The organism is Ruania rhizosphaerae (assembly GCF_009805705.1).
Lineage (GTDB): Bacteria > Actinomycetota > Actinomycetes > Actinomycetales > Beutenbergiaceae > Ruania > Ruania rhizosphaerae.
The window spans coordinates 414,133-438,020 of sequence record NZ_VSMB01000003.1 but is presented as its reverse complement, the minus strand read 5'-3'; the positions used below and the strand labels follow the sequence as shown (position 1 = coordinate 438,020).

The following is a 23,888-nucleotide window of genomic DNA, read 5'->3' as shown; positions in this document are numbered from 1 at the left end:
GGGTCGAACACGCCGTTCCCGGCCGCCGGGTCATCGGGGTCGATCGCGGCCTGACGCACCCACGCCACCACCAGTTCGGCCCGTTCGACCTCCACCGCGCGAGCTGCCACCCCATTGGCCCGCACAGCAGCCAACAACCCCTTCCCGGCCGGAACCGAGAAGGGGTCGTGAGTGGCTGTCGAGGTCATGAAAACACTCTCCCACCGACCACTGACATCGCCCCGTTAGCCCAGGTCAGGGGCCACACCCACGCCAGTATCCGGTTCACGCGCACCCCTGTCACCACCCCGTTCCCGGCCGGAACCGAGAACGAGTCGCGAGCAGCTGTCGAGGTCATGAAAACACCCTCCCACCCACCACCGACATAGAGCGGGTACGGAGGTCAGGATGGCGTCATCTGCGTAGATCGACAGGAGCCGGGAGGTGCAAGCACCGATCCTCCCGGGGACCACATGGCGGTCCAGCCACGTCACAGAGCCGGCGGTCGAGCCACGTCACACCGCCACGCCCCACCGGCGCAGCGCTGCCCGCCACTCGTCGGCACCGGTGAAAACCTCGGCCCGGATGCCCAGCGCGCGGGCCGCGTCGACGTTCGGCGGCGAGTCGTCCACGAAGGCGGTCTGTGCGGGGTCCAGGCCGAACCGATCCAGCATCAAGGTGTAGATAGCCGGATCCGGCTTCGCCAACTTGACCTGCCCGGACACCACCACGTCCTCCATGAGAGCGATCGCGGGCACCACATCCGGGGCGTGATGGAACGTCTCCGCGGACCAGTTCGTGAGTCCGAGCGTCCGGATCCCGGCGTGCTGGAGGTCCCGCACGAGTGCCTCCATTCCCTCCATCGGCCGCACCAGTGACCGTGGGAAGTCCTGCAGGTAGCGGTCCACCACCTGCACCCGCTCCCCCACTCTCGCTTCGTGCTCACCACGCACGTCCGCCCACCGTGCGCCGGCGTCCAGCCTCCGATTCACAGCGAAGAAGTCCGCCTCCTCGAGCGCAGTGAGGGCCTCCTGCCGAGAGAGTTCGCCCTCCCACACTGCGGTCGGGTCCCAGTGCACCAGCACCTGCCCGAAGTCGAAGACCACGGCGCTGATCCTGCTCACGTCTCGTCCTCCATCTGCCGCACCAGTCTTTGCGATGTCTCTCACTCCCGCTCCGTTCCCTGGATCGCCTGTGGCCGCCCCCAGAGGTTCCTCAGACCACCCGTTCCGGGTCCACCCGCACCCGCAGCGAACCTGGTTCCTTGCGGGCGCTGCGGATCGCGACCGCCTCCGCCAACGCCTGGCCCAACTCGTCCCGCTGATCCCGTGGGCAGCGCACCAGGAGGCGCACCCAGGGCTCCCCGTCCGGGCCCGTCTCCTCCACCGGCACCGGCCCCAGCGTCACTGCGCCTTCCGGAAGCCGCAGCCGCGCACTGAACAGCCGCATCGCTGTCGCATCGCCGGTCACGGCAGCCCACTGCGTGATCGGAGGGAACTCCAGCTCGCCACGTTCGCTCAGCTCGCGCTGCGCGTGACCGACCGGATCCCACCGCACCAGCGCCTGCACCGGCACGGGGGCTCCTTGACCCAGCAGCATCACCTGACCATCCGGGCGAACCAGCGCCGCCGCCCGCAACCACCGCCGCAGCGCTTCCACTGCGGCGCCCAGTTCAGGTCGCCCGGTCAGCACCGCAGCATCGAGCAGGAGCCCTGCTCGATACCCGCCCTGCGCCTCTGGCTCCGCCCCCGGGGTCGCGACCACCAGGCGTGGCCGCGCATCCACCTCAGCGGTGACTCCGGAGTCCCGGTCCGAGACCAGCACCGGAGTGCCCGGAAACGCGCGACCGAGCTCCTCCGCCGTCCGATCCGACCCCACCCGCGCTGCCCGGACCCGCGTTCCCTCGCACGTACCGCACTGCCAGCGCGTCTGCCACCGCCCACACCAGCGGCACCGGGGTGTCGCATCCGGACGGTCCAGTGCCAACGGGCCGTGGCACTCGCCGCAGCGTGCCGGCGTCCGGCACGTCTGGCACGCCACGACCGGCAGATATCCCGAACGCGGCACCTGCACGAGCACCGGCCCCTCGCTCAGACCGCGCCGGACGACCTGCACGGCCGCACCCGGGATACGTGCCCGCCCGGCGGCCCCTTCTCGTGCGAGATCGACATCAGTGGGTGCGCTCACCCGCGGTGTACTCGCCCGTACCAGTCCCCGCGCCGCCTGCACCGAGCGCGCCCAGCCCTGCGAAACCAGAATCTCCGCATGCGGGGTTCGCCCGAACCCGCCGATCAGCGCCGCCGCGGACTCCTCCTCAGCCCGTAGGCACAGGACCTCCCGGATGTGGGGATACGGTGCTCGCGGCTCGGCATGCAGATCGTCGCCGTCGTCCCAGCACACCACCAGGCCCAGGTTGCGTACCGGTGCGAACGCCGCCGACCGGGTGCCGATCACCACGTGCGCCTGCCCGGTGAGCGCGAGCAGGAAGCGGCGGTACCGCGCCGAGGCGCCCTGGTCGGCGCTCAGGACCACATGATCCACCCCGGCCGCCGTCAGTGCCTCGCCCAGGCTCGCGATGTCTCGCTGATCGGGCAGACACACGACGGCGTCTCGTCCGCCCGCGCGCACCGCCTGGATGGCTGCCACGATCGCCCCGGCCCAGTGTGGTGGCGCCTCCTCCGGCCCGGCGTCCGACCATGGCAGCGCGCACCACACCGCCCGCGGCGACTGCCCAGCCGTGAGACGGCGCAGGAATGCCTCTCCCCCTGCATAGGGTTGCCACACGCGCAGGGTCGCCGCGTCGAGATCGGTGTGCTCGACCTGCGGATCGGGCAACGTCTCCTGACCGAGGTGAGCTCCGCCGTCGCCGGCTTGTTCCTCCCATGGGATGCGCCGGTCTGCCTGTTCGGCAAGCCCCTCGAGGACCGACCGCTCCGCGGTGGCGTGGCGAGGCGGCACGGCGAGGCGCAGGACGTCGGTGGTGGTCCCGGCGTACCGACGCGCCACCCGCCGGGCGAGCGAGAGGATCTCCGGGGCGAGCACGGCCACAGAGGACGGCACCTTCCGCACCGGAGAGAGCGACCCACCGTGATCGGAGGTGCGGGTACGGCCCACGACGTAGGCGTCGCGCTCGAGCCCGGCGAAGCGCACCTTCACGCGTACACCTGGGTGCACGTCGGCGTCCAGCTCGGGCGGGATTCCGTAGTCGAAGGTCCGGTCCAGGTGCGGCAGCGGGACGTCGACGATCACCTGGGCCACGCCGCTGTAGGGAGCTGGCTGCGGCGGCGCCACGGCACCCGGGTCGAGCAGGCTCGGTTGTTCGACGTCCACAGCACCCGATCCCATCACGAGCAGGTGACGCCGCGGTCAGGAGACCGCGGCACGCAGAGCGTCGGCGCGGTCGGTGCGTTCCCAGGTGAACTCCGGCAGTTCGCGCCCGAAATGACCATAGGTCGAGGTCAGCGCATAAATCGGGCGCAACAGGTCCAGTGCGTCGATGATGGCTGCCGGCCGCAGATCGAACACCTGCGAGATGGCTGCCGTGATCGCTTCCACCGGTACCGTCTCGGTGCCGAACGTCTCCACGTACACCGCGATCGGGTGAGCGCGCCCGATCGCGTAGGACACCTGGACTTCGCAGCGGCGCGCCAGCCCGGCCGCCACGACGTTCTTGGCCACCCAGCGCATCGCGTAGCTGGCGGAGCGGTCCACCTTCGAGGGGTCCTTCCCGCTGAACGCGCCCCCACCGTGGCGGGCCATCCCGCCGTAGGTGTCGACGATGATCTTGCGGCCGGTCAGTCCGGCATCGCCCATCGGACCACCGATCACGAAGGTGCCGGTGGGGTTCACGAGCAACTCGTAGCTACTGACGTCGATGTCCAGGTCGGCCCCGATCCGCGCGAGCTCGTGGGCGACCACGTGCTCCCGGACGGCGGGCTCCAGGTCCTCGACGAGGCGCACCTGTGCTTCGTGCTGGGTGGAGACGACCACTGTGCGCACGGCCACGGGACGGTCGCCGTCATAGGCGATCGTGACCTGCGTCTTGCCGTCGGGCCGCAGCCCCGGCACGATCCCCTCCTTGCGCACCTGTGTCAGCCGGGCACTCAGACGATGCGCGAGCAGGATGGGCAGCGGCATCAACTCGGGCGTCTCGTCCGTGGCATACCCGAACATCAGCCCCTGGTCACCGGCGCCCTGCTCGTCGAACCGGGCATCGAAACCGGTCTCCTCGTGCTCGGCCGAGGTCCGCAGTTCGAGAGACTTGTCCACCCCGGCGGCGATATCGGGTGACTGCTGACCGATCGAGAGGGAGATACCGCAGGAATGACCGTCGAAACCGATGTCGGAAGAGGTGTACCCGATCGCGTTCACCACGCTGCGCACCAACCGTGGGATCTCGACGTAGCTCTCCGTGGTGACCTCACCGGCCACATGCACCAGTCCGGTGGTCACCAGCGTCTCCACGGCCACCCGGGACGCCGGGTCGGCCTCGAGCATCGCGTCGAGGATCGAGTCGGAGATACGGTCCGCAACCTTGTCAGGGTGCCCTTCGGTGACGGACTCGGAAGTGAAGAGGCGGATGGTCACCCGGAGAGCCTACCTGCGGCGGACGTACTCACCGTCGGTGTCTCGCTGCCCGACCGGCTGCTGAGAAGCCTCACGACGGCGTCCCACACCACGTGCGCAACGTCGTCCTTGGTCCCACCGCCAGCGCCGAGGTCACTTCCGGAAGCGTCGAGTAGATGTACCTCGTTCGGCACGTCCCCGAACCCGACATCGGCACCGACGGCGTTCACAGCCAGCAGGTCAGCGCCCTTGCGGCGGGCCTTGGCGCGACCATGATCGAGCACCGAGCCGTCGGCGTCCCCCGTCTCGGCCGCGAAACCCACGATGATCTGACCCTCTCGCCGACCTGACACGAGGCCGGCGAGGATGTCGGGGTTCTGGACCAGCTCAAGACTCTCGACGCTGCCGTCGGCGTGCTTCTTGGTCTTCTCGGTCCGTGTCTGCGCCGGGCGGAAGTCGGCGACCGCGGCAGCCATGACGACCACGTCCGCACTCGCCGCCGCCTCGAGCATGGCCTCCTGCAGCTCCGCAGTAGTCTCGACCGAGGTGATCTGGACGCCGTCGGGAACAACACCGAGCACCGAGGAATCGACGTTCGCTGCCACCAGGCGCACCTGAGCACCGCGTGCTGCTGCCGTAGCGGCGAGGGCTACCCCCTGGCGCCCGCTGGAACGATTTCCCAGGAAACGGACCGGGTCGAGGGGTTCGCGCGTGCCACCGGCACTGATCGCGATCTGGAGCCCCTGCAAATCCCCGCCGTCGCGATCGGTAGCGCCGGAAGCTCCCGCAGCAGCCAGAGCGACGTCGACGATCTGGTGCGGTTCGGGCATCCGTCCGGGCCCGGAGTCGGCACCGGTGAGGCGGCCGACCGCCGGATCGATCACATGGACCCCACGCTCTCGCAGCGTCGCGACGTTGCGCTGCGTGGCCGGATGCAGCCACATCTCGGTGTGCATCGCCGGGGCGAGCACCACCGGGCAGGTCACCGTCAGGAGCGTCGCAGTCAGCAGGTCGTCGGCGATACCGGCAGCGGCACGTGCGAGCAGGTCGGCGGTCGCGGGCGCTACCACGACCAGCTCCGCCTCGCGTCCGAGACGCACGTGGTCCACCGATTCGGTGCCGTCGAAGACCGACGTGGTCACCGGCTCACCGCTGAGCGCCTCCCAGGTGGCACGACCCACAAAGTCGAGCGCCGCCCGGGTGGGAATCACCCGGACGGCGTGACCGTCCTCCCGCAGCGCACGCAGCACAGAGGGCACCTTGTAGGCGGCGATCCCCCCGCTCACGCCGAGCAGGATGCGCATCGCGGGTGTCAGCCCTCGGTCTTCTCAGCCGTCAGCAGGCCCTCGTTGATCTCGCGCATCGCGATGGAGAGCGGCTTCTCCTGCGGCTTGGTCTCCACGAGCGGGCCGACGTACTCCAGCAGACCCTCGTTCAGCTGGGCGTAGTAGGCGTTGATCTGCCGGGCCCGCTTGGCGGAGTAGATCACCAGCGCGTACTTCGAGTCCGCGGCCTTGAGCAGGTCGTCGATGGGCGGGTCGGTGATGCCCTCGGGTGCAGCAACAGTTCCTGACATGTGGATCCCTCGCGATAGTCGGTGCGTAGCAGCGGGAACATCTCATGCGCCGTGAGGGCGTACGAGGACCCACCGCCAACGTTCAATGCTACCCGTTCTCGTGGCGAATGCGGGTCAGGCGGTTCGTTCCGGTGTGGTGACGCCCATCAGCTCCACGAGCTCGTCCGTGGCTCGGGTGACGTCGTCGTTGATGATCGTACGGTCGAACTCGGCGGCCGCCGCCATCTCCACCTCGGCCGTGGCGAGGCGGCGCTGACGTTCGTCGGCGTCCTCTGTGCCTCGTCCCTCGAGCCGCCGCACGAGTTCCTCCCAACTCGGTGGCGCCAGGAACACGAAGTGCGCTTCGGGCATGGTCTGACGCACCTGACGTGCGCCCTGCAAATCGATCTCGAGCAGTGCCGGACGCCCCGCTGCGAGTCGTTCCTCCACCGGACCACGCGGCGTGCCGTAGGAGTGACGGCCATGCACGACAGCCCACTCCAGGAACTCGCCTTCGCTGACCATCTGGGCGAACTCCTCCGGTGAGAGGAAGCGATAGTGGACTCCGTCCACCTCCCCGGGCCGGGGAGGGCGCGTCGTGGCCGACACGGAGAGCCAGACATGCGGGTAGCGGGCGCGTACGTCAGCCGACACCGTCCCCTTGCCGACGGCGGTCGGACCGGCCAGGACCGTCAGGCGGGCACGGTCTGTGGTTGCCTCAGCCAAACCGCTCGACCAGCTTGGCGATCTGCTGCGGACCGAGACCGCGGACCCGGCGTGACTCCGAGATGCCGACCTCGGTCATCACGGTACGTGCCGTCACCTTCCCGACTCCGGGCAAGGACTCCAGCAGTGCGAGCACCTTGAGCTTGCCGATCGCATCGTCCTCCTGCCCTTCGGTGATCACCTCGGAGAGCTTGCCGCCGGAGTATTTCAGGCGATTCTTCACCTCAGCACGCGTCACGCGGGCTTGTGCCGCCTTCTCAAGCGCCTTCGCGCGTTGTTCGGGCGTGAGTGGAGGAAGGGCCACGGTGTGTCACCTCGCCGGTCGGGGACGGATAGGACGTATGCCTGGCAACGTAGCGAGCAGGCCGATGCAAATCAATCGGAGGTTCCGCCGTCGGAACGCCGCAGGTCGCACAGGCCATCTTGCACCCGCTGCGCCACAACAGCCAGACCGGTCGGTCCCGCGGAGAGGATCTCACGCGAACTCGATGGCAGAACGGCGCCCTCGGCTCCGGCGAAGACGCGGCGGATCTCATCCACCCCGGCACCCTGTGCGCCCAGGCCCGGGGCGAGCAATGCGCCACCGACGGCGGCCAGATCCATCCCGAGCTCACGTGGCGCCGACCCCACGGTCGCTCCGACCACGAGCCCGACGCTGCCGAGGGGCTCACCTGCCTCGAGCTCGGCGGCGTTGCGACGCCCCGCCTCGGCTGCGATCCGTGCGGCGACGCTCGTCCCGCCGGCCTCGCGGGCATGCTGCACCTGGGCGCCCTCCGGGTTGGAGGTCAGCGCCAGCACGAACACGCCACGTCCCGTGGCCTGAGCCCGCTCGATGAGCGGGTCGAGGGAGCCGAAGCCCAGATACGGTGACACGGTGACGGCGTCGCCCGCCAGGGGGGAATCCTCGCCGACGTAGGCGCTGGCGTATCCGCCCATCGTGCTGCCGATGTCGCCACGTTTGGCGTCGACGATGCACAGCAGCCCTGCCGCACGGCATGCTGCGATCGTTTCCTCCAGCACCGCGACCCCAGCACTGCCGAAGCGTTCGAAGAACGCAGCCTGCGGCTTGACCACGCCGACCACGTCACGAAGCGCCTCCACCGTGCGCAGAGCGAACTCCCGCACGCCATCGGCGGTGCTGGGAAGCCCCCATCCAGCCAGCAGCTCCTCGTGCGGGTCGATGCCCACGCACAGCGGCCCATAGGCGTCCATCGCGGTCGCCAGCCGCCGCCCGAAGGGCGCGCGTGGGGGCGTCGTGGCCCCGGCGGCGTTCACGTGCCCGCCCCGACCACGGTGGCCTCCACCTCGCGCAGTCGATCCGCCCGGTCGGCGTCGTGGGTCTGGAGCGACTTCACCGCGAAGGGTCCCCGCCGGATCGCCTCGATCGCCTGAACCGCGGCGGTAAACTGCTGCATGGTCGTCACGATCGCCCTGTCAGCGGCGGTGGTGGCAGCCCGGATGTCGTAGCCGTCGGCACGTGCGCCCTTGCTTCCCGGGGTGTTCAGCACCATGTCGACCTCCCCTGCGGTGATGAGGTCGATGATCGTCCCCTCCCCGTCGGGTCCGGGCCCCTGCGAAGCCTTGCGCACCACCTCAGCGGCGATCCCGTTGCGCCGCAGCACCGACGCGGTGCCCGCGGTGGCCAGGATCCGGAAACCGAGTTCGACGAGCCGGCTCACCGGCAGCGTCAGGGAACGCTTGTCCCGGTCGGCTACCGAGACGAACACGGTGCCCGTCGTCGGCAGACCGCCGAAGGCGGCGGCCTGTGACTTGGCGAACGCCAGCGGGAAGTCCACGTCGTAGCCCATGACCTCACCCGTGGAGCGCATCTCCGGGCCGAGCACCGTGTCGACGACCTGACCGGACGCCGTCCGGAAACGTTTGAAGGGAAGTACGGCCTCCTTGACCGCCAACGGTGCGCCGTGGTCGGTGACAGATGCATCCGTGTCCGGCAGTACTCCGGCGGCAGTGAGCTCGGCAATGGACTGCCCGCTCATCAGGAGTGCGGCGGCCCGCGCGAGTGGTACCCCGGTGGCCTTCGCCACGAACGGCACCGTGCGGGAGGCGCGCGGGTTGGCCTCCAGCACGTACAGCACATCCGCGGCCAGGGCGAACTGGATGTTCAGCAATCCGCGCACGCCGACCCCGGCCGCGATGGCCTCGGTGGAGGCGCGGATCCGGGCAATCATCGAGTCCGAGAGCGTGACCGGCGGGAGCACACACGCGGAGTCACCGGAGTGGATCCCGGCCTCCTCGATGTGCTCCATCACGCCACCGAGGAACAGCTGCTCGCCGTCGTAGAGGGCGTCGACGTCGATCTCGATCGCCTGGTCGAGGAAGCGGTCCACCAGTACGGGAGCCGGGAGCCTGCTCGCCTCGCTGCTGGTGCCAGTGGCACGGGAGACATAGTCCACCAGCTGTGCCTCGTCGTAGACGATCTCCATCCCACGCCCGCCGAGCACATAGGAGGGACGCACCAGCACCGGGTAGCCGATCCGGTCGGCGATCTCCTTCGCCTCCACCAGGGTGCTGGCGGTGCCGAATGCCGGTGCGGGCAACCCGGCCTGGACGAGCACCTCACCGAACTGGCCGCGGTCCTCTGCTGCGTCGATCGCCGACGGCGGAGTCCCCCAGATCGGCAGGCCAGCCTCGGCCAGCCGGTCGGCCAAGCCCAGCGGGGTCTGGCCACCCAGTTGGACGATGACGCCCGCCACCGGACCGGCGGCCAGCTCGGCCTCGTAGATCTCGAGCACGTCCTCGAACGTGAGCGGTTCGAAGTACAGCCGGTCCGCGGTGTCGTAGTCGGTGGAGACGGTCTCCGGGTTGCAGTTGATCATCACCGTCTCGTAGGAGTCCTTCAGCGCCAGCGCCGCATGCACGCAGGAGTAGTCGAACTCGATCCCTTGACCGATCCGGTTCGGCCCGGAGCCGAGGATGAGAACCGCCGGACGCTCGCGCGGCTGCACCTCGGTCTCGGAGTCGTAGCTGGAGTAGTGGTACGGCGTGCGGGCGGCGAACTCGGCGGCGCACGTGTCCACGGTCTTGAACACCGGGCGCAGGCCATAGGCGTGCCGCATCTCCCGGACAGTCGCCTCACCCAGCCGGCGGATGCCGGCGATCTGCTCGTCGGAGAAACCGTGCCGTTTGGCCCGGGCGAGCACCTCGGTGGTCAGCGCCGGAGCAGCGCGCACCTCCTCGGCCACCTCGTGCAGCAGCTGGAACTGGTCCAGGAACCACGGGTCGATCCAGGTGGCATCGAACAGCTCCGACAGCTCCGCCCCACCCCGGATCGCGCGCATCAGGTCCAGCATCCGGTGATCGGTCGGCGTTCGGATCGACTCCAGCAGGGCCGCAGTCTCCTCGGCGTCGGGCGCCGGCGAGGAGAAGTCGAAGCTGGAGCCGGTGTAGTCGATCGAGCGCATCGCCTTCTGCAGCGCCTCGGTGAAGTTGCGGCCGAGGGCCATCGCCTCACCGACGCTTTTCATCGTGGTGGTCAGCGTCGGGTCGGCGGCGGGGAACTTCTCGAAGGCGAACCGCGGTACCTTGACCACGATGTAGTCGAGCGTGGGCTCGAACGAGGCCGGCGTGGATCCGGTGATGTCGTTCGGGATCTCGTCCAGGGTGTAGCCGACGGCGAGCCGCGCCGCGATCTTGGCGATCGGGAAGCCGGTGGCCTTCGAGGCCAGCGCCGAGGACCGGGAGACCCGCGGGTTCATCTCAATGACGACCACACGGCCGGTATCGGGATGGACGGCGAACTGGATGTTGCAGCCCCCGGTGTCCACGCCCACCTCGCGGATGACGGCGATGCCGACATCGCGCAGCTTCTGGTACTCGCGGTCGGTGAGGGTGAGCGCAGGCGCCACCGTGGTCGAATCGCCGGTGTGGACCCCGACCGGGTCGACGTTCTCGATCGAGCAGACGACCACGACGTTGTCGTTGCGGTCGCGCATCAACTCGAGCTCGTACTCCTTCCAGCCGAGGATCGACTCCTCCAGCAGGACCTCGGTCGTGGGCGAGTAGTGCAGGCCCGCTCCCGCGATCTGCCGCAGCTCGGCCTCGTCGAAGGCGATACCGGAACCGAGCCCGCCCATGGTGAAGGAGGGGCGCACCACCAGCGGATAGCCCAGATCCTCCACGGCGGCGAGCACCTCGTCCATGGAGTGGCAGATGGAGCTGCGGGCGGACTCGGCGCCACAGCGTTCGACCACACCCTTGAACTTCTCCCGGTCCTCGGCCAGGTGAATGGCCTCGATGTTGGCCCCGATCAGCTCGACCCCGTGCTCGGCGAGCACCCCGGCCTCGTCCAGTGCGATCGCGGCGTTCAGTGCGGTCTGGCCGCCGAGGGTGGGCAGGAGCGCGTCGGGCTTCTCCTGGGCGATGATCGCGGCTACCGCCTCCGGCGTGATCGGCTCGACATAGGTGGCGTCGGCGAACTCGGGGTCGGTCATGATCGTCGCCGGGTTGGAGTTGACGAGGATGACCCGCAGGCCCTCCTCCCGGAGCACGCGGCACGCCTGGGTGCCGGAATAGTCGAACTCGGCGGCCTGGCCGATGACGATCGGCCCGGAGCCGATGACCAGGACGCTGGAGATGTCGGTGCGGCGGGGCATCAGGCGTGGTCCTTCGTGGTCGAGGTGAGCAGGTCGACGAAGCGGTCGAACAGATAGGCGGCGTCGTGGGGTCCGGCAGCAGCCTCCGGGTGGTACTGCACGGAGAAGGCAGGCAGGTCGAGGCACTGCAGGCCTTCCACGACGTTGTCGTTGAGGCCCACGTGGGAGACGAGTACCCGGCCGTAGCGGCCGTCGTCATAGGGGGCGGTGGTCGCTTCACCGATCGGCGCGTCGACGGCGAACCCGTGGTTGTGCGCCGTGACCTCCACCTTGCCGGTGGTCACGTCCTGCACCGGTTGGTTGATGCCGCGGTGCCCGTAGGCGAGCTTGTAGGTGCCGAACCCGAGGGCGCGGCCCAGCAGCTGGTTGCCGAAGCAGATCCCGAAGAACGGGATTCTCGCGTCCAGCACACCGCGCAGCAGGTCGACCGCATGCTCCGCCGTCTGCGGGTCACCGGGCCCGTTGGAGAAGAACACCCCGTCGGGCTGCAGGGCCTGCACCTCCTCGAGGGTGGTGGCCGCAGGCAGTACGTGGACGCGCAGACCGCGTTCGGCCATCCGCTGCGGTGTCATGGCCTTGATGCCGAGGTCGAGGGCGGCGATGGTGCCGATCGGTTCCTTCCCGGCGAAGTCCCCGGTGGGTTCGACCACATACGCCTCGGTGGTGGTGACGGCACCGGACAGGTCGGCGCCGGCCATCTCCGGTGAGGCGAGCACCTGCTCGCGCAACTCGGACTCGGTGCGCGCGTCGACGACGTCCGGCAGCGCCTCTCCGGAGAAGATGCCGGCACGCAGCACCCCGCCCTCGCGCAGGCGGCGGGTCAGCGCCCGGGTGTCCACATCGCTGATGGCGACGACTCCCTGTGTCTGGAGCTCCTCGTCGAGGCTGCGCTGGGAGCGCCAGTTCGACGGGCGCCGTGCCGGGTCACGCATCACGTACCCGGAGACCCAGATGCGGCCGGACTCGCGGTCCTCGTCGTTGACGCCGGTGTTGCCGACGTGCGGGGCGGTCATGACCACGATCTGCTGGTGGTACGAGGGGTCCGTCAGGGTCTCCTGGTAGCCGGTCATCCCGGTCGAGAACACGATCTCGCCGAAGGTCACGCCGCGGGCACCATAGGCACGGCCACGCACCACCGTTCCGTCCTCGAGCACAAGAAGAGCGAGATCTGAGGTTCCGGTCACGGCATGGTCCTTCGGCATCAGTGTGGTCGTGGTCATCGGGTGCTCCCGTCCTGCGGCTGGCCGTCAAGCACGGTCGCCACGCCGCGGTAGAAGGTGGCCATCACGCGAGCCGGCAGCTCCCGGGCGGCGAACGGGGTGTTCTCGCTAGCGGTACGCAGCCCAGCGGGGTCCACGGTCCAACGGGCGGAGGGATCGACGAGGGTCACATGCGCCGGCTCGCCGGCTGCGAGCGGACGCCCCTGCCCGGTCACCCGGCCGATGCGGGCCGGGGTGGCCGACATCGTGCGCGCGAGGTCCTGCCAGCCGAAGTCGCGGGAGTCGTCCGCCACCATCGCCTCGGTCACCACGGACAGGGCGGTCTCCAGGCCGGTCATCCCCATCGCGGCAGCGGCGAACTCACAGTCCTTGTCCTCGCTGGGGTGCGGGGCGTGATCGGTGGCCACGATGTCGATCGTGCCGTCCTCCAACCCGTCCCGCACGGCCTGGACGTCCTCGGCGGTGCGCAGCGGCGGATTGACCTTGAACTGCGGGTCGTAGCCGCGGATGGCCTCATCGGTCAGCATCAGGTGGTGCGGGGTGACCTCGGCGGTCACCTGGATCCCACGTGCCTTGGCCCAGCGCACGATGTCGACCGAGCCGGCGGTGGACAGGTGGCAGATGTGCACGCGCGAGCCCACATGCTCGGCGAGCAGGACATCGCGGGCGATGATCGCCTCTTCCGCGACGGCCGGCCACCCTGTCAGGCCGAGCTCGGCGGAGACGATGCCCTCGTGCATGAGTGCACCAGCGGTCAGGCGCGGCTCCTGTGCATGCTGGGCCACGACGCCGTCGAAGGCCTTGACGTACTCCAGCGCCCGGCGCATCAGCACCGGGTCATGCACGCACAGACCGTCATCGGAGAACACGCGAACACGCGCCGCTGAGGAGGCCATCGCACCCAGCTCCGCGAGCTGCTCCCCCGCCAGGCCGACCGTGACGGCCCCCACCGGCCGCACCTGCGCCCACCCGGCATCCTCGCCGAGGCGCCAGACCTGCTCGACGACTCCGGCCGTATCGGCCACCGGTGTGGTGTTCGCCATCGCGTGCACGCAGGTGAAACCGCCTACAGCCGCTGCCCGGGTGCCGGAAGCGACGGTCTCGGCATCCTCCCGGCCGGGTTCGCGCAGGTGCGTGTGCAGATCGACCAGGCCCGGCAGGGCCACCAGTCCGTGGGCGTCGATGCGGTGGACCTGAGCGCCGGCTCGAGCACCGGCCATGTCGGCGGCGTCCGATCCGGTGGCGGCGATGCGGCCATCGGCGAGCAGCAGATCGGTGATCGAGCCCTCAGGCAGCTGGGCACCGGTGATGAGGTAGTCGGTCATGAGGGCGTCCCTTCGTTGCCGGCGAGCACCAGGTAGAGCACGGCCATCCGTACGGCCACCCCGTTGGCAACCTGTTCGACGATGGTGGAGCGGTCAGAGTCAGCCGCCCGGGCAGAGATCTCCAGGCCGCGGTTCATCGGACCGGGATGCATGATCAGGGCGTGGCCGGGCAGTGCCTCGAAGCGAGCAGCGTCGAGGCCGTACCGGCGGGAGTACTCGGCGGCCGAGGGGAAGAACCCGCCGCCCGCACTCGACATGCGTTCGCGCTGCACCCGCAGCATCATGATGGCGTCCGGCGCCTGCTCGGCGATGGCGGCGTCGAGGTCGTAGGAGATCCGGCACGGCCACGTCGAGGCACCGATCGGCAGCAGTGTGGGTGGTGCCACCAGGGTCACCTCGGCGCCGAGGGTGTGCAGCAGGTCGACGTTCGAGCGCGCCACCCGGGAGTGCAGCACGTCCCCCACGATCACCACGCGCTTGCCGTCCAGACCGGCACCGGCACCGCCCTCGGGCATCAGGTGACGGCGCATGGTGAAGGCGTCGAGCAGCGCCTGCGTCGGATGCTGGTGCATCCCATCACCGGCGTTGACCACGGGCGCGTCGATCCAGCCCGAGGTGGCGAGCCGGTGCGGTGCACCGGAAGCGGAGTGGCGGATGACCACGGCGTCGGCACCCATCGCCTGCAGCGTCTGGGCCGTGTCCTTCAGGGACTCCCCCTTGGAGACCGAGGAGCCCTTGGCGGCGAAGTTGATGACATCAGCCGACAGTCGCTTGGCGGCGGCCTCGAACGAGATGCGGGTGCGGGTGGAATCCTCGAAGAACAGGTTCACGACGGTCAGCCCCCGCAGCGCCGGGAGCTTCTTGATCTCTCGGGACTGGGTGGCTGCCATCGTCGCGGCCGTGTCGAGGACGGTGATGGCCTCCTCGCGGCTGAGATCGGCGGCCGAGAGCAGGTGCCTCATGAGAGCACCACCTCATCGGCGTCATCGAGTTCGCTCAGATGGACGCTGACACGTTCGTGGCGGGCGGTCGGCAGGTTCTTGCCGATGTAGTCGGCACGGATCGGCAGCTCCCGGTGCCCGCGGTCGACGAGCACCGCGAGCTGCACCGCGCGGGGACGGCCGACGTCCGAGAGTGCGTCGAGTGCGGCACGCACGGTGCGACCGGAGTAGAGCACGTCATCGACGAGCACCACGACCTTGTCGGTCAGTCCAGCCGGCGGGATCCGGGTGGGTTCGAGACCGCGGGTCGGCTGGCGGCGCAGATCGTCGCGGTACATCGTCGGATCGATGGTTCCCACCAGATCCTCGGAGGTGAGACCGCCTGCCTCAGCCTCGACAATCCGGGCGCCGATCCTGGTGGCGAGCGGGACACCGCGCGTGGGGATGCCGAGCAACAGCACCTCCTCGGCGCCCTTGTTGCGTTCGACGATCTCGTGTGCGATCCGGGTCAAAGCCCGGGAGATGTCGTGCTCGGAGAGAACGACTCGTGCTGGGGCGCCAGAAGTCACCGGCGTTTGCCTCCTTCCCCGCCTCACGGGACGGGCTTAAAGGGTTGCGTGCCGAGGCATTACTCTACCCGGGCCGCGGGCACGATCAGGCGTCCGCAGCGCCGTCTGTGTCGTGCCCCACGTCTGGGTCGATCACCGACGCAAGCAGCGACGTCAGGGCGGCGGGCGCCGCTTCACCGTCCATCGCCTCGAGAGTGGAGAGCACCGGAGCCATCTCCTCGGGCAGACCACCGGTGATCACGCGCTCCACCAGGTCGGGTTGTGGCCCAGGCGCCGCACGACCCCGGACCTCATCGGCACCTTCACGCAAGGCGGCGACCAGCTCACGGGTGACGGACTCGGTGACCGGTGTGAAGGTCAGGTGCGCGGTGCGCGGCAGCACCGAGCCATCACCTTGAGCGAAGGCTGGTTGGGCCTGCAGCAGGAATCCGCGCCGGCGCACGGCATCGACCCAGGCGAACGGATCGACCTGGTGCGCCGGAGCCCGGTCCGGATCCGCCGCCACCGCCAGCAGTGCAACGGCGGGATCACCCACCACGCTGAGGCCGCTGATGCCATCGATCGCCCGGCGCACAGCACCGGTCGCCGCAGCGGTCTGCGCGACCAGGTCGGCGTACCCCTGAGTGCCGAGCGCCTGGGTGACGGCCCACGCTGCCGCCATCGCGGTCGCCGAGCGCGAGCCGAGCATCGTGGGGTTGACCACGGGGTACCCGGGCCAGCTCGTGGTGGCGAAATACTGCCCGCGGTGGCGTTGGCGCTCCCGGTACAGCACGACCGAGGCTCCCTTCGGGGCGTAGCCGTACTTGTGCAGATCGGTCGAGATGGAGGTGACACCGTCGACGGCGAAGTCCCACGGCTCGCCGCCCGTGCCCTCCCCGGGCCACCAGGGCAACAGCCACCCTCCGATACAGGCGTCGACGTGCACGGCGACGCCGCGCCCCGCTGCCCCGGCAGCGACTCGTGTGATCGGATCGATGGTGCCGAACGGATAGTTCGGTGCGCTGACTACGACGAGCGCCGTGGAGGTGGTGACTGCGGAGAGCAGGACGTCGGCGTCGACGATCCCGGTCGCGGGATCGACCGGGACCTCCACCGGCACCAGGCCCAGATAGTGGGCCGCCTTACGGAAGGCGGGGTGCGCCGTCGTGGGCATGACCACCTCGGGCCGGGGGCTGCCGGGGTCGCCGGCACGGCGGCCCTCCTGGGCGAGCCAGGACTCCCGTGCCGACTTCACGGCGAGCAGGCAGGACTCGGTGCCACCGGACGTGACCGAGCCGACCACGTTCTCGTCGCCGTGGAGTACCGATCGGGTGAAGCGCACCAGGTCTCGCTCCAGGCGTGCCACGGAGGAGAACGTCGTGGGGTCGAGCCCGTTCACGGGGAGGAACATCGCGGCCGCGTCCGCAGCGAGCCGGTCGAGCTCGGGACGGCCGTGATCGTAGACGTAGGACAGCACCCGGCCGCCGTGGGTGGGCGGGTCTGCCTGCCGGATCTGTGCCAGTTCGGCCAGGATGCGGGTCGTATCGTCGTCGGTCATCGAGCCTCCGTGTACTGCTGGGGGTCGCGGTAGCGGGCCAACGGGAACAGCGAGACTCCCGCCAGCAGGGCCGGGAGCGCGCTGAAGATCACCACAACGGCGGTCAGGGCGGATCCGGGCTGGACGGCGGGCCCCTCGCCTGTGCTGGAGACGAATCCGCTGACGGCGAGCACGGCGAGCGCGAGCGTCGGGCCCAGCGCCATGCCGGCGGTCTCGCCTGCCGTCCAGACACCGGCGATCACACCGGCCCGATCGTGGCCGGCGGGGCGGGTATGGGTGTCGCGGGCGATCACGTCCGGCAGCATGGCCAGCGGATACAGCTGCATCCCGGCGTAGGCAACCCCGGCCACGGCGACGGCGAGGTATACCCACCAGCCCACGGCCGCCGTCATGAACATCAAGGACGCCGCAGCGAGTGCGAACAGCAGGCTGCTCGCCACGAACGCGCGCTTCTTGCCCACACGGTCAGCGAGCCGGCGCGCGGGTGCCATCACCAACAGCGCCGGTGCCACGAGGGCGATGAAGAGTCCGGTGACGGCGCTCTCCTGTCCGAGGACGTAGGTGGCGACGTACTGAGCCGCAGCCAGCATCGCGCCGGCGGCGAGTGCCTGCAGTACGAATGCCGCCAGGAGCGCTCGCAACGGGGCGCAGTCCCGTAGCACCTGGATACCGGTGCGATAGGCGGCCAGGATTCTCTCCGGCTGCGGTGAGGACAGCTCACGCGCGGCAACGACGGCTGAGCTGTGTCGCCGGGTGCCGGTGGCCGCGATCACCATGCCCGCGGCCATGATCAGGCCCGTGACGACGGCCATCACCAGGTAGCCGGTACGCCCCGAGCCTGCGGCGTCTCGCACGATCGGTCCCCCTCCGCCGAAGGCGAGGATGGCCAGGGCCAGGACGGCGATGCGCGGGGCGAGCAGCCGGGTGCGGGCGGCGGGGGTCCGTGCGAGCTCGGCGGGTAGGGCGATATAGGGCACCTGGAACAGCGAGAACGCGGTGGTGGCGAGGAGGAAGGCACCGACGACCCAGGCGGCGGCCGCGCCACCGGTCCCGGGTGCTGCGAACAGCAACGTGAAGGCGACCGGGAGGCTCAACGCGCCGACCAGCATGATCCGGGCCCGCGACCCGGTGCGCCGGGCACTGGCATCGCTGAGCCGGCCCACCAGCGGATCGACCACCACATCCCAGATCTTCGGGACCGTGACCACCAGCGAGGCCAGGCCGGCGGTGACGCCGAGGGTGTCGGTCAGGTAGTAGCTGAGCACCAGCCCGGGCAAGGTGCCGAATCCCCCGGTGCCCACCGACCCGGCGGCATAGGCGGCCCGGAGCCGGTTGGGCACCTCGGGCTGGGGATCGGGGGCTGGGGTCGGCACGTCAGTCCACCAGGTTCGGCCCCAGCTCGGCTATCCGGCCGAGGAGGCCGTTGACGAACCCGGGTGAGTCGTCGGTGCTGAGCTCTCGCGCCAGCCCGACCGCCTCGTCGATCGCGACCGCGGCGTCCACCTCGTCGTTGTAGAGCACTTCCCAGGTGCCCACCCGCAGGATCGCGCGGTCGACGCTCGGCATCCGCTCCAGCGTCCATCCCTGGGAGAAGGTGGCGAGAACCTCGTCGATGCGCTCGGCGTGTGCTGCGAACCCTTCGACGATCTCCACCGAGTACTGCGGCAGGGCGGTCTGGGTGCCGGGTTCGATGAGGCGTTCAGCGAGGACTGAGACCGGGGTCGGGCGGCCGGGATCGGATGTGGCTGGATCCGACTGGGCGGCGACGGCGCGCTGGTCGGCCTCGTAGAGGACGTCCACGGCACGTTTGCGCGCCTTCGTGCGTGCGGCCATCTGCTAGTCGTTCACGCGGCCGAGGTAGTCACCCGTGCGGGTGTCGACCTTGACCTTCGTGCCGGCTTCCAGGAAGAGCGGAACCTGGATCTGGTAGCCGGTCTCGATCGTGGCCGGCTTGGTGCCGCCGGTGGAACGGTCTCCCTGCAGGCCAGGCTCGGTGTAGGTGATCTCCATGACCACCGAGGCGGGCAGGTCGATGTACAGCGGCAGCCCCTCGTGCAGGGCCACGATCACTTCAGCACCTTCGAGGAGGAAGTTCTTGGCGTCCCCGACGATATCCTCGGGTACGGCGATCTGCTCGTAGTCGCTGGTGTCCATGAAGACGTAGCCGGTGCCGTCGAGGTACAGGTACTGCATGTCCCGGCGGTCGACGTTCGCGGTCTCCACCTTCACACCGGCGTTGAAGGTCTTGGCGACGACCTTGCCGGAGGTCACGCCCTTGAGCTTGGTACGGACGAACGCGGGCCCCTTGCCCGGCTTGACGTGCTGGAACTCCACGACGGACCACAACTGCCCGTCGATGTTGAGCACGGTGCCGTTCTTCAGGTCGTTGGTCGTTGCCACGCGATCTTCCTCACTACAGGTTGGTCGGGACGGGCTGACGACAAGAGGCCGGGCCCGGTGCGGCACTCAGGGTAACGTGCCCGGGCCTTCGAGCGCGCCTCAGCCGATCAGATGGAACAGGGCCAAGCCCCCGAGGCCGATGAGGGCGGCCCACAGATACGAAGCCAGCGTCCCGACGAGGAACCGCTCGGAGACGTTGGCATGGCCGTCCAGGGAGCGGAACCGTCCCAGGCCCTTGATGGCGACGATGACGGCAATCCCGGCGGGGTAGCCGACGAGGATGCACCCGGTGATGGCGAACCGTTCGAGGATCCCGATCCACAGTCCGCCGCGCAGGACCTCCGCGGCTGTCGGTTCCGGCTCGAGCGCCGGTGGGTCCTCTGGTGGCTCGGTGCGCCGGGCGATACGACCGAGCAACCACCCGGTCAGAGGTGCACCGGCACCGGCCGAGACACCCAGGGCAAGGCAGGCGACGGCCACGGTGAGGAGAATCTCGCCGACGTTCATGATGCCTGCTTAGCAGGCTTGTCCAACGATGCCAGGAGGCGCTCCGCGAGGGGGTGGACTGCGCGCTCTTCGTCCCACATCGCGGTCCGCAGCCGGTCGCTGACGGCCTGGGGAGAGATGCCCAGCTCGGCAGCGATCTCGCGCCCGGTGCCACCGGTGGCCATCAGCAGGTCGATCGCCTCCCACCCGGCTGTGGTGCGTCGTCGCACCACAGAGGCGAGGAGCTGGAGCAGGGCCTCGACCTCACCGGCACCGTCGTCATCGTCGGCGGTGACAGCCATCGGGACCGGGACCGTGCGACCGCGTGCGCGTTCGACGGCCTCACGAGCGTGGAGGAAGGCCGCACCCGACGACGCCCGGGAACTCTCGGCGAGGGGGCGGTCCACCTCTCCCACACCGATGCCCACGCTCCAGTCCTGGCGGCGATGCAGTGCGAGGACGATCCGGAGAGTACTGGCAGCCGATGCCAGGACGCCTTGGATCTCGTCGCCCACCGTGCGCTCGAACGGCAGCGTGAGATCAAGGTCGGTACCGATGTGCTGCAGGTGTGCCAGCGTCTCGGGAACGAGGTCCCCTCGACGCCGGGAGGCATTCTGGTCAGCGGTCACGACGAACATGAATCAAGGGTAGATCGTTGATCACTACATATCAAGGCCTATACCTTGATAACCAAGTATCAAGGTGTCAGGCTTGATGAGCCAGAGCCTGAAGGGCCAGGCGATAGGAATCGACACCGAAACCCGCGATCGTTCCCGTGGCGACGCCCGCGATCACGCTGGTGTGCCGGAATCGCTCGCGGGACGCCGGGTTGCTCAGATGTACCTCGATCAGGCGCAACCCGCCGGTGGTCACCTGGGCGGCCGCATCCCGCAGCGCGTACGAGTAGTGCGTGAACGCCGCCGGGTTCAGCACCACATCCCGGCGCGTATCGACCGCTTCGTGCAGCCATGCCATCAGCTCGGCCTCGTCGTCGGTCTGACGCACCTCGGCCTCGAAACCCAGCTCGGTGGCCCATGCGAGCACGCGCCCGGCCAGACCGGGATGATCCAGATGGCCGTACACGTCCGGCTCGCGACTCCCCAGGCGGCCCAGGTTGGGGCCGTTCAGCACCAGCACGTCAGTCATGTCTCACTCCCCGGTGATCGCGGCGTAGGCGGCGTCGAGCAGGGCGGGATCGGGTCCCACCAGGCGGGTCGGACGTGCCAGTCCTTCCAGCACGACGAAGCGCAGCGTGGCGCCGCGGGTCTTCTTGTCCCGCCCCATCGCGGTCCGCAGCTCCTCCCACACGCCGGGCCGGTAGCGCGTCGGCAGTCCCAGCGCGGTCAGGACGTCCCGGTGGCGCTGCAGCAGCGCAAGGTCGATCAGGCCCGCCCGGTGGGCGAGCTCGGCCACGAACACCATCCCGACGGCGACCGCCTCCCCGTGCCGCCACCGGTACTTCTCGTAGTGCTCCACCGCGTGAGCGAAAGTGTGCCCGTAGTTGAGCACCTCCCGCAGCGAAGACTCCTTCAGGTCGGCCGAGACCACATCGGCCTTGACCTGGACCGCTCGTCGGATCAGTTCCGCCAGCACCGGGCCAGCCGGATTCATCGCGGCGGCGGGATCGGCTTCCACCAGCTCCAGGATCCGCGGGTCGGCGATGAAGCCGCACTTGACCACCTCGGCCATACCCGCCCGCAGGTCTGCCTCGGGCAAGGTACGCAACCAGTCCAGATCGCACACCACAGCACCCGGTGAGTGGAAGGCACCGACGAGGTTCTTGCCCTCGTCGGTGTTGATGCCCGTCTTGCCACCCACCGCAGCGTCAACCATGGCAAGGACGGTCGTCGGGATCTGGATCACGCGTACGCCCCGTAACCAGGTGGCTGCCACGAAGCCGGCGAGGTCGGTGGTGGCTCCCCCGCCGAGCCCGATCACCACATCGGTCCGGGTGAAGGCGTCCTGTCCCAACGCTGCCCAGCAACCGGCCGCCGTCTCGACCGTCTTGGCTTGCTCGGCGTCGGGGAGCGGGTGCGTCCGGACCTCGTAGCCGGCCGCCGTCAGCCGTCCCGCGACTGCAGCAGACTGCTCGGCCAGGGCCGGTGGGTGCATCAGGAAGACCCGGGCTACGCCGTCACCGACCAGTGCGGGCAGCCGGTCCAGCAGTCCGGAACCGATGAGTACGTCATAGTCATGCTCGGCGCGCACCTGCACGGTGACCGGCTCGCTCACGCTCCCACCTCCGCGAGGATGAGGTCACGGACCTCCTCCGGGCTGAGCCCGTCGGTGCGCACGACGACGGTCGCCAGCCCTTCGTAGATCGCGCGCCGGGCCTCCATCAGCTCTTGCCACTGACGGCGGGGGCTGCCCAGCAGCAGGGGGCGGCTGGTGGTCAACCCGACCCGCCCGGCGGCGTCGGCCAGACCGACCGAGAGGAACACCACGGAGTGTCCGGTGAGGTCGGCCTGCGTATCCGGATCGAGGATCGCTCCCCCACCCAGGGCGAGGACGCCGTCGTGCTCGCCCAGGGCACGCTGGACGGCAGCTCGCTCGACGCGGCGGAAGTACGGCTCGCCGTCATCGACGAAGATGTCGGAGATGGCGCGGCCCTCGGTCGTCTCGACGTCGGCGTCGGTGTCGCGGAAGGTGACGCCTAGGGACTCGGCCAGCAGGTGACCGACCGTCGACTTCCCGGCACCGGGCGGGCCGATGAGCACGAGGCGCGGGGTCCGGGGGCTCATCGCATGTGCTCCGGGATGGACTCCAGGTAGGTGCGCACATTGCGCGCCGTCTCCGAGATCGAGTCGCCGCCGAACTTCTCCAGCAACGATTCCGCCACCACCAGGGCCACCATGGCCTCGGCGACCACGGCTGCGGGGGCGATGGCGCACACATCCGAACGCTGGTGCAGTGCCGTCGCCGCCTCACCGGTGGCCACGTCCACGGTGGCGAGGGCTCGCGGAACGGTCGAGATCGGCTTGAGAGCGGCCCGGACCCGGAGAACCTGACCGTTCGCCATCCCCCCTTCGACACCACCGGCGCGGTTCGTCTGGCGGGTCAGGTGCCCGTCGGCGTCGCGCACGATCTCGTCGTGGGCGACGGAGCCACGTCTGCCCGCGGTGCGGAAGCCGTCGCCGACCTCGACTCCCTTGATGGCCTGGATACTCATGAGCGCACCCGCGAGCCGGGCGTCCAGGCGGCGGTCGGAGTGCACATAGCTGCCCACCCCGGGCGGCACGTCGTAGGCGAGCACCTCCACCACCCCGCCGAGGGTGTCGCCGGACTTCTTGGCGTCGTCGATCTCGGCGACCATCCGCGCCGAGCTCTCCGGGTGGAAGCAGCGCACCGGGTCGGCGTCGAGGGTGTCGACGTCGTCCGGACCAGGCAGGGCGGCATCCTCGGGCACGCTGATCGGACCGGTCTGGACCACGTGCGAGACGAGCCGAACGCCGGCCGCCTGCTCAAGGAGGGCGGCGGCCACCCGGCCGAGGGCCACGCGGGTGGCCGTTTCCCGGGCAGAGGCGCGTTCGAGGACGGGGCGGGCGTCGTCGAGGTGGTACTTCGCCATGCCCACCAGATCGGCGTGCCCGGGCCGGGGGCGGGTGAGCGGCTTGTTGCGGGCCTGTTCGCGGGCGTCACCGGTACCGGCGTCGACGTCCAGTACGGAGGTGTCCACCGGATCGGCGGACATCACCTGCTCCCACTTGGGCCACTCGGAGTTGCCGATCTCGATCGCCACCGGACCACCCATGGTGTGCCCGTGCCGGACACCGCCGAGGAGACGGACGGCGTCCTGCTCGAACTTCATCCGGGCGCCGCGTCCGTAGCCCAGCCGGCGCCGGGCCAGCGCCCCGGCCACGTCGTCGGTGGTGATCTCCACACCAGCCGGGACCCCTTCGAGGATCCCCAGAACTGCGGGGCCGTGCGACTCGCCTGCGGTCAACCATCGGAGCATGGCGACATCCTCCCAC

The 23,888-nt window shown here is 69.7% G+C and carries 24 protein-coding genes; all 24 read right to left on the bottom strand.

Going from position 1 to position 23,888, the window contains the following annotated elements:
• Positions 1–188 (bottom strand): hypothetical protein (locus tag FV560_RS07430; RefSeq protein WP_159620857.1); only part of this gene is annotated, 188 nt, incomplete at its 3' end.
• Between the two features lie 306 nt (positions 189–494).
• Positions 495–1,103, bottom strand: a complete 609-nt coding sequence (locus tag FV560_RS07425) for an HAD family hydrolase (RefSeq protein ID WP_159620856.1) — start codon at positions 1,101–1,103, stop codon at positions 495–497.
• Between the two features lie 91 nt (positions 1,104–1,194).
• Positions 1,195–3,324: a primosomal protein N' gene (locus tag FV560_RS20510; protein ID WP_159620855.1), complete on the bottom strand. Its 2,130-nt coding sequence runs from the start codon at positions 3,322–3,324 to the stop codon at positions 1,195–1,197.
• A gap of 21 nt (positions 3,325–3,345) precedes the next feature.
• A complete protein-coding gene (gene metK, locus FV560_RS07415) occupies positions 3,346–4,566 on the bottom strand; it encodes a methionine adenosyltransferase (protein WP_235019984.1) in 1,221 nt (406 codons plus the stop codon).
• The gene (gene coaBC / locus FV560_RS07410; RefSeq protein ID WP_159620854.1) at positions 4,563–5,849 is read right to left on the bottom strand and encodes a bifunctional phosphopantothenoylcysteine decarboxylase/phosphopantothenate--cysteine ligase CoaBC; all 1,287 of its coding nucleotides are present in this window, start codon (positions 5,847–5,849) and stop codon (positions 4,563–4,565) included. The genes metK and coaBC overlap by 4 nt, the downstream gene beginning before the upstream one ends.
• Before the next feature lie 8 nt (positions 5,850–5,857).
• Positions 5,858–6,121, bottom strand: a complete 264-nt coding sequence (gene rpoZ, locus FV560_RS07405) for a DNA-directed RNA polymerase subunit omega (RefSeq protein WP_159620853.1) — start codon at positions 6,119–6,121, stop codon at positions 5,858–5,860.
• A gap of 114 nt (positions 6,122–6,235) precedes the next feature.
• Entirely contained in the window at positions 6,236–6,826 is a 591-nt protein-coding gene (gene gmk, locus FV560_RS07400) for a guanylate kinase (RefSeq protein ID WP_159620852.1), read from the bottom strand.
• Positions 6,819–7,130 carry an integration host factor, actinobacterial type gene (gene mihF / locus FV560_RS07395; RefSeq protein ID WP_159620851.1) on the bottom strand — a complete coding sequence of 104 codons (312 nt, stop codon included), beginning with the start codon at positions 7,128–7,130 and terminating at the stop codon, positions 6,819–6,821. The genes gmk and mihF overlap by 8 nt, the downstream gene beginning before the upstream one ends.
• Positions 7,131–7,201: 71 nt before the next feature.
• Positions 7,202–8,101, bottom strand: a complete 900-nt coding sequence (gene pyrF / locus FV560_RS07390; protein WP_159620850.1) for an orotidine-5'-phosphate decarboxylase — start codon at positions 8,099–8,101, stop codon at positions 7,202–7,204.
• Entirely contained in the window at positions 8,098–11,439 is a 3,342-nt protein-coding gene (carB, locus tag FV560_RS07385; RefSeq protein WP_159620849.1) for a carbamoyl-phosphate synthase large subunit, read from the bottom strand. The genes pyrF and carB overlap by 4 nt, the downstream gene beginning before the upstream one ends.
• Positions 11,439–12,659, bottom strand: coding sequence for a glutamine-hydrolyzing carbamoyl-phosphate synthase small subunit (gene carA, locus FV560_RS07380; protein WP_235019983.1), 1,221 nt, complete (start codon positions 12,657–12,659; stop codon positions 11,439–11,441). The genes carB and carA overlap by 1 nt, the downstream gene beginning before the upstream one ends.
• Positions 12,656–13,984, bottom strand: coding sequence for a dihydroorotase (locus FV560_RS07375; protein WP_159620848.1), 1,329 nt, complete (start codon positions 13,982–13,984; stop codon positions 12,656–12,658). The genes carA and FV560_RS07375 overlap by 4 nt, the downstream gene beginning before the upstream one ends.
• Positions 13,981–14,946 carry an aspartate carbamoyltransferase catalytic subunit gene (locus tag FV560_RS07370; protein WP_159620847.1) on the bottom strand — a complete coding sequence of 322 codons (966 nt, stop codon included), beginning with the start codon at positions 14,944–14,946 and terminating at the stop codon, positions 13,981–13,983. The genes FV560_RS07375 and FV560_RS07370 overlap by 4 nt, the downstream gene beginning before the upstream one ends.
• Positions 14,943–15,494, bottom strand: coding sequence for a bifunctional pyr operon transcriptional regulator/uracil phosphoribosyltransferase PyrR (pyrR, locus tag FV560_RS07365; RefSeq protein ID WP_159620846.1), 552 nt, complete (start codon positions 15,492–15,494; stop codon positions 14,943–14,945). Before pyrR ends, FV560_RS07370 begins: the two co-directional genes overlap by 4 nt.
• Positions 15,495–15,579: 85 nt before the next feature.
• Entirely contained in the window at positions 15,580–17,031 is a 1,452-nt protein-coding gene (locus tag FV560_RS07360) for a pyridoxal phosphate-dependent decarboxylase family protein (RefSeq protein ID WP_159620845.1), read from the bottom strand.
• On the bottom strand, positions 17,028–18,404 hold the full coding sequence (locus FV560_RS07355; RefSeq protein WP_235019982.1) for an MFS transporter: 1,377 nt from the start codon (positions 18,402–18,404) through the stop codon (positions 17,028–17,030). Before FV560_RS07355 ends, FV560_RS07360 begins: the two co-directional genes overlap by 4 nt.
• 1 nt (position 18,405) lies before the next feature.
• Positions 18,406–18,864: a transcription antitermination factor NusB gene (gene nusB, locus FV560_RS07350; RefSeq protein ID WP_159620844.1), complete on the bottom strand. Its 459-nt coding sequence runs from the start codon at positions 18,862–18,864 to the stop codon at positions 18,406–18,408.
• Positions 18,865–18,867: 3 nt separating this feature from the next.
• Complete coding sequence (gene efp, locus FV560_RS07345) at positions 18,868–19,431, bottom strand: elongation factor P (protein WP_159620843.1); 564 nt, start codon at positions 19,429–19,431, stop codon at positions 18,868–18,870.
• Positions 19,432–19,530: 99 nt separating this feature from the next.
• Entirely contained in the window at positions 19,531–19,938 is a 408-nt protein-coding gene (locus tag FV560_RS07340; RefSeq protein ID WP_159620842.1) for a hypothetical protein, read from the bottom strand.
• Positions 19,935–20,555, bottom strand: a complete 621-nt coding sequence (locus FV560_RS07335) for a hypothetical protein (RefSeq protein WP_159620841.1) — start codon at positions 20,553–20,555, stop codon at positions 19,935–19,937. Before FV560_RS07335 ends, FV560_RS07340 begins: the two co-directional genes overlap by 4 nt.
• A gap of 67 nt (positions 20,556–20,622) precedes the next feature.
• On the bottom strand, positions 20,623–21,063 hold the full coding sequence (locus tag FV560_RS07330; RefSeq protein WP_159620840.1) for a type II 3-dehydroquinate dehydratase: 441 nt from the start codon (positions 21,061–21,063) through the stop codon (positions 20,623–20,625).
• 3 nt (positions 21,064–21,066) lie between these two features.
• Entirely contained in the window at positions 21,067–22,149 is a 1,083-nt protein-coding gene (gene aroB / locus FV560_RS07325; RefSeq protein WP_159620839.1) for a 3-dehydroquinate synthase, read from the bottom strand.
• Positions 22,146–22,658 (bottom strand): shikimate kinase, encoded by a 513-nt coding sequence (locus tag FV560_RS07320; protein ID WP_159620838.1) that lies wholly within the window; start codon positions 22,656–22,658, stop codon positions 22,146–22,148. The genes aroB and FV560_RS07320 overlap by 4 nt, the downstream gene beginning before the upstream one ends.
• Complete coding sequence (gene aroC, locus FV560_RS07315; RefSeq protein ID WP_159620837.1) at positions 22,655–23,872, bottom strand: chorismate synthase; 1,218 nt, start codon at positions 23,870–23,872, stop codon at positions 22,655–22,657. Before aroC ends, FV560_RS07320 begins: the two co-directional genes overlap by 4 nt.
• Positions 23,873–23,888 lie beyond the last annotated feature (16 nt).

Excerpts from the sequence above, each read along its gene's own strand:
- FV560_RS20510 (WP_159620855.1), bottom strand. The coding sequence starts at position 3,324 with ATGGGATCGGGTGCTGTGGACGTCGAACAACCGAGCCTGCTCGACCCG.
- coaBC (WP_159620854.1), bottom strand. The coding sequence starts at position 5,849 with ATGCGCATCCTGCTCGGCGTGAGCGGGGGGATCGCCGCCTACAAGGTG.
- rpoZ (WP_159620853.1), bottom strand. The coding sequence starts at position 6,121 with ATGTCAGGAACTGTTGCTGCACCCGAGGGCATCACCGACCCGCCCATC.
- carB (WP_159620849.1), bottom strand. The coding sequence starts at position 11,439 with ATGCCCCGCCGCACCGACATCTCCAGCGTCCTGGTCATCGGCTCCGGG.
- carA (WP_235019983.1), bottom strand. The coding sequence starts at position 12,659 with ATGACCACGACCACACTGATGCCGAAGGACCATGCCGTGACCGGAACC.
- FV560_RS07375 (WP_159620848.1), bottom strand. The coding sequence starts at position 13,984 with ATGACCGACTACCTCATCACCGGTGCCCAGCTGCCTGAGGGCTCGATC.
- FV560_RS07370 (WP_159620847.1), bottom strand. The coding sequence starts at position 14,946 with ATGAGGCACCTGCTCTCGGCCGCCGATCTCAGCCGCGAGGAGGCCATC.
- FV560_RS07360 (WP_159620845.1), bottom strand. The coding sequence starts at position 17,031 with ATGACCGACGACGATACGACCCGCATCCTGGCCGAACTGGCACAGATC.
- nusB (WP_159620844.1), bottom strand. The coding sequence starts at position 18,864 with ATGGCCGCACGCACGAAGGCGCGCAAACGTGCCGTGGACGTCCTCTAC.
- FV560_RS07340 (WP_159620842.1), bottom strand. The coding sequence starts at position 19,938 with ATGAACGTCGGCGAGATTCTCCTCACCGTGGCCGTCGCCTGCCTTGCC.
- FV560_RS07335 (WP_159620841.1), bottom strand. The coding sequence starts at position 20,555 with ATGTTCGTCGTGACCGCTGACCAGAATGCCTCCCGGCGTCGAGGGGAC.
- FV560_RS07330 (WP_159620840.1), bottom strand. The coding sequence starts at position 21,063 with ATGACTGACGTGCTGGTGCTGAACGGCCCCAACCTGGGCCGCCTGGGG.
- FV560_RS07320 (WP_159620838.1), bottom strand. The coding sequence starts at position 22,658 with ATGAGCCCCCGGACCCCGCGCCTCGTGCTCATCGGCCCGCCCGGTGCC.
- aroC (WP_159620837.1), bottom strand. The coding sequence starts at position 23,872 with ATGCTCCGATGGTTGACCGCAGGCGAGTCGCACGGCCCCGCAGTTCTG.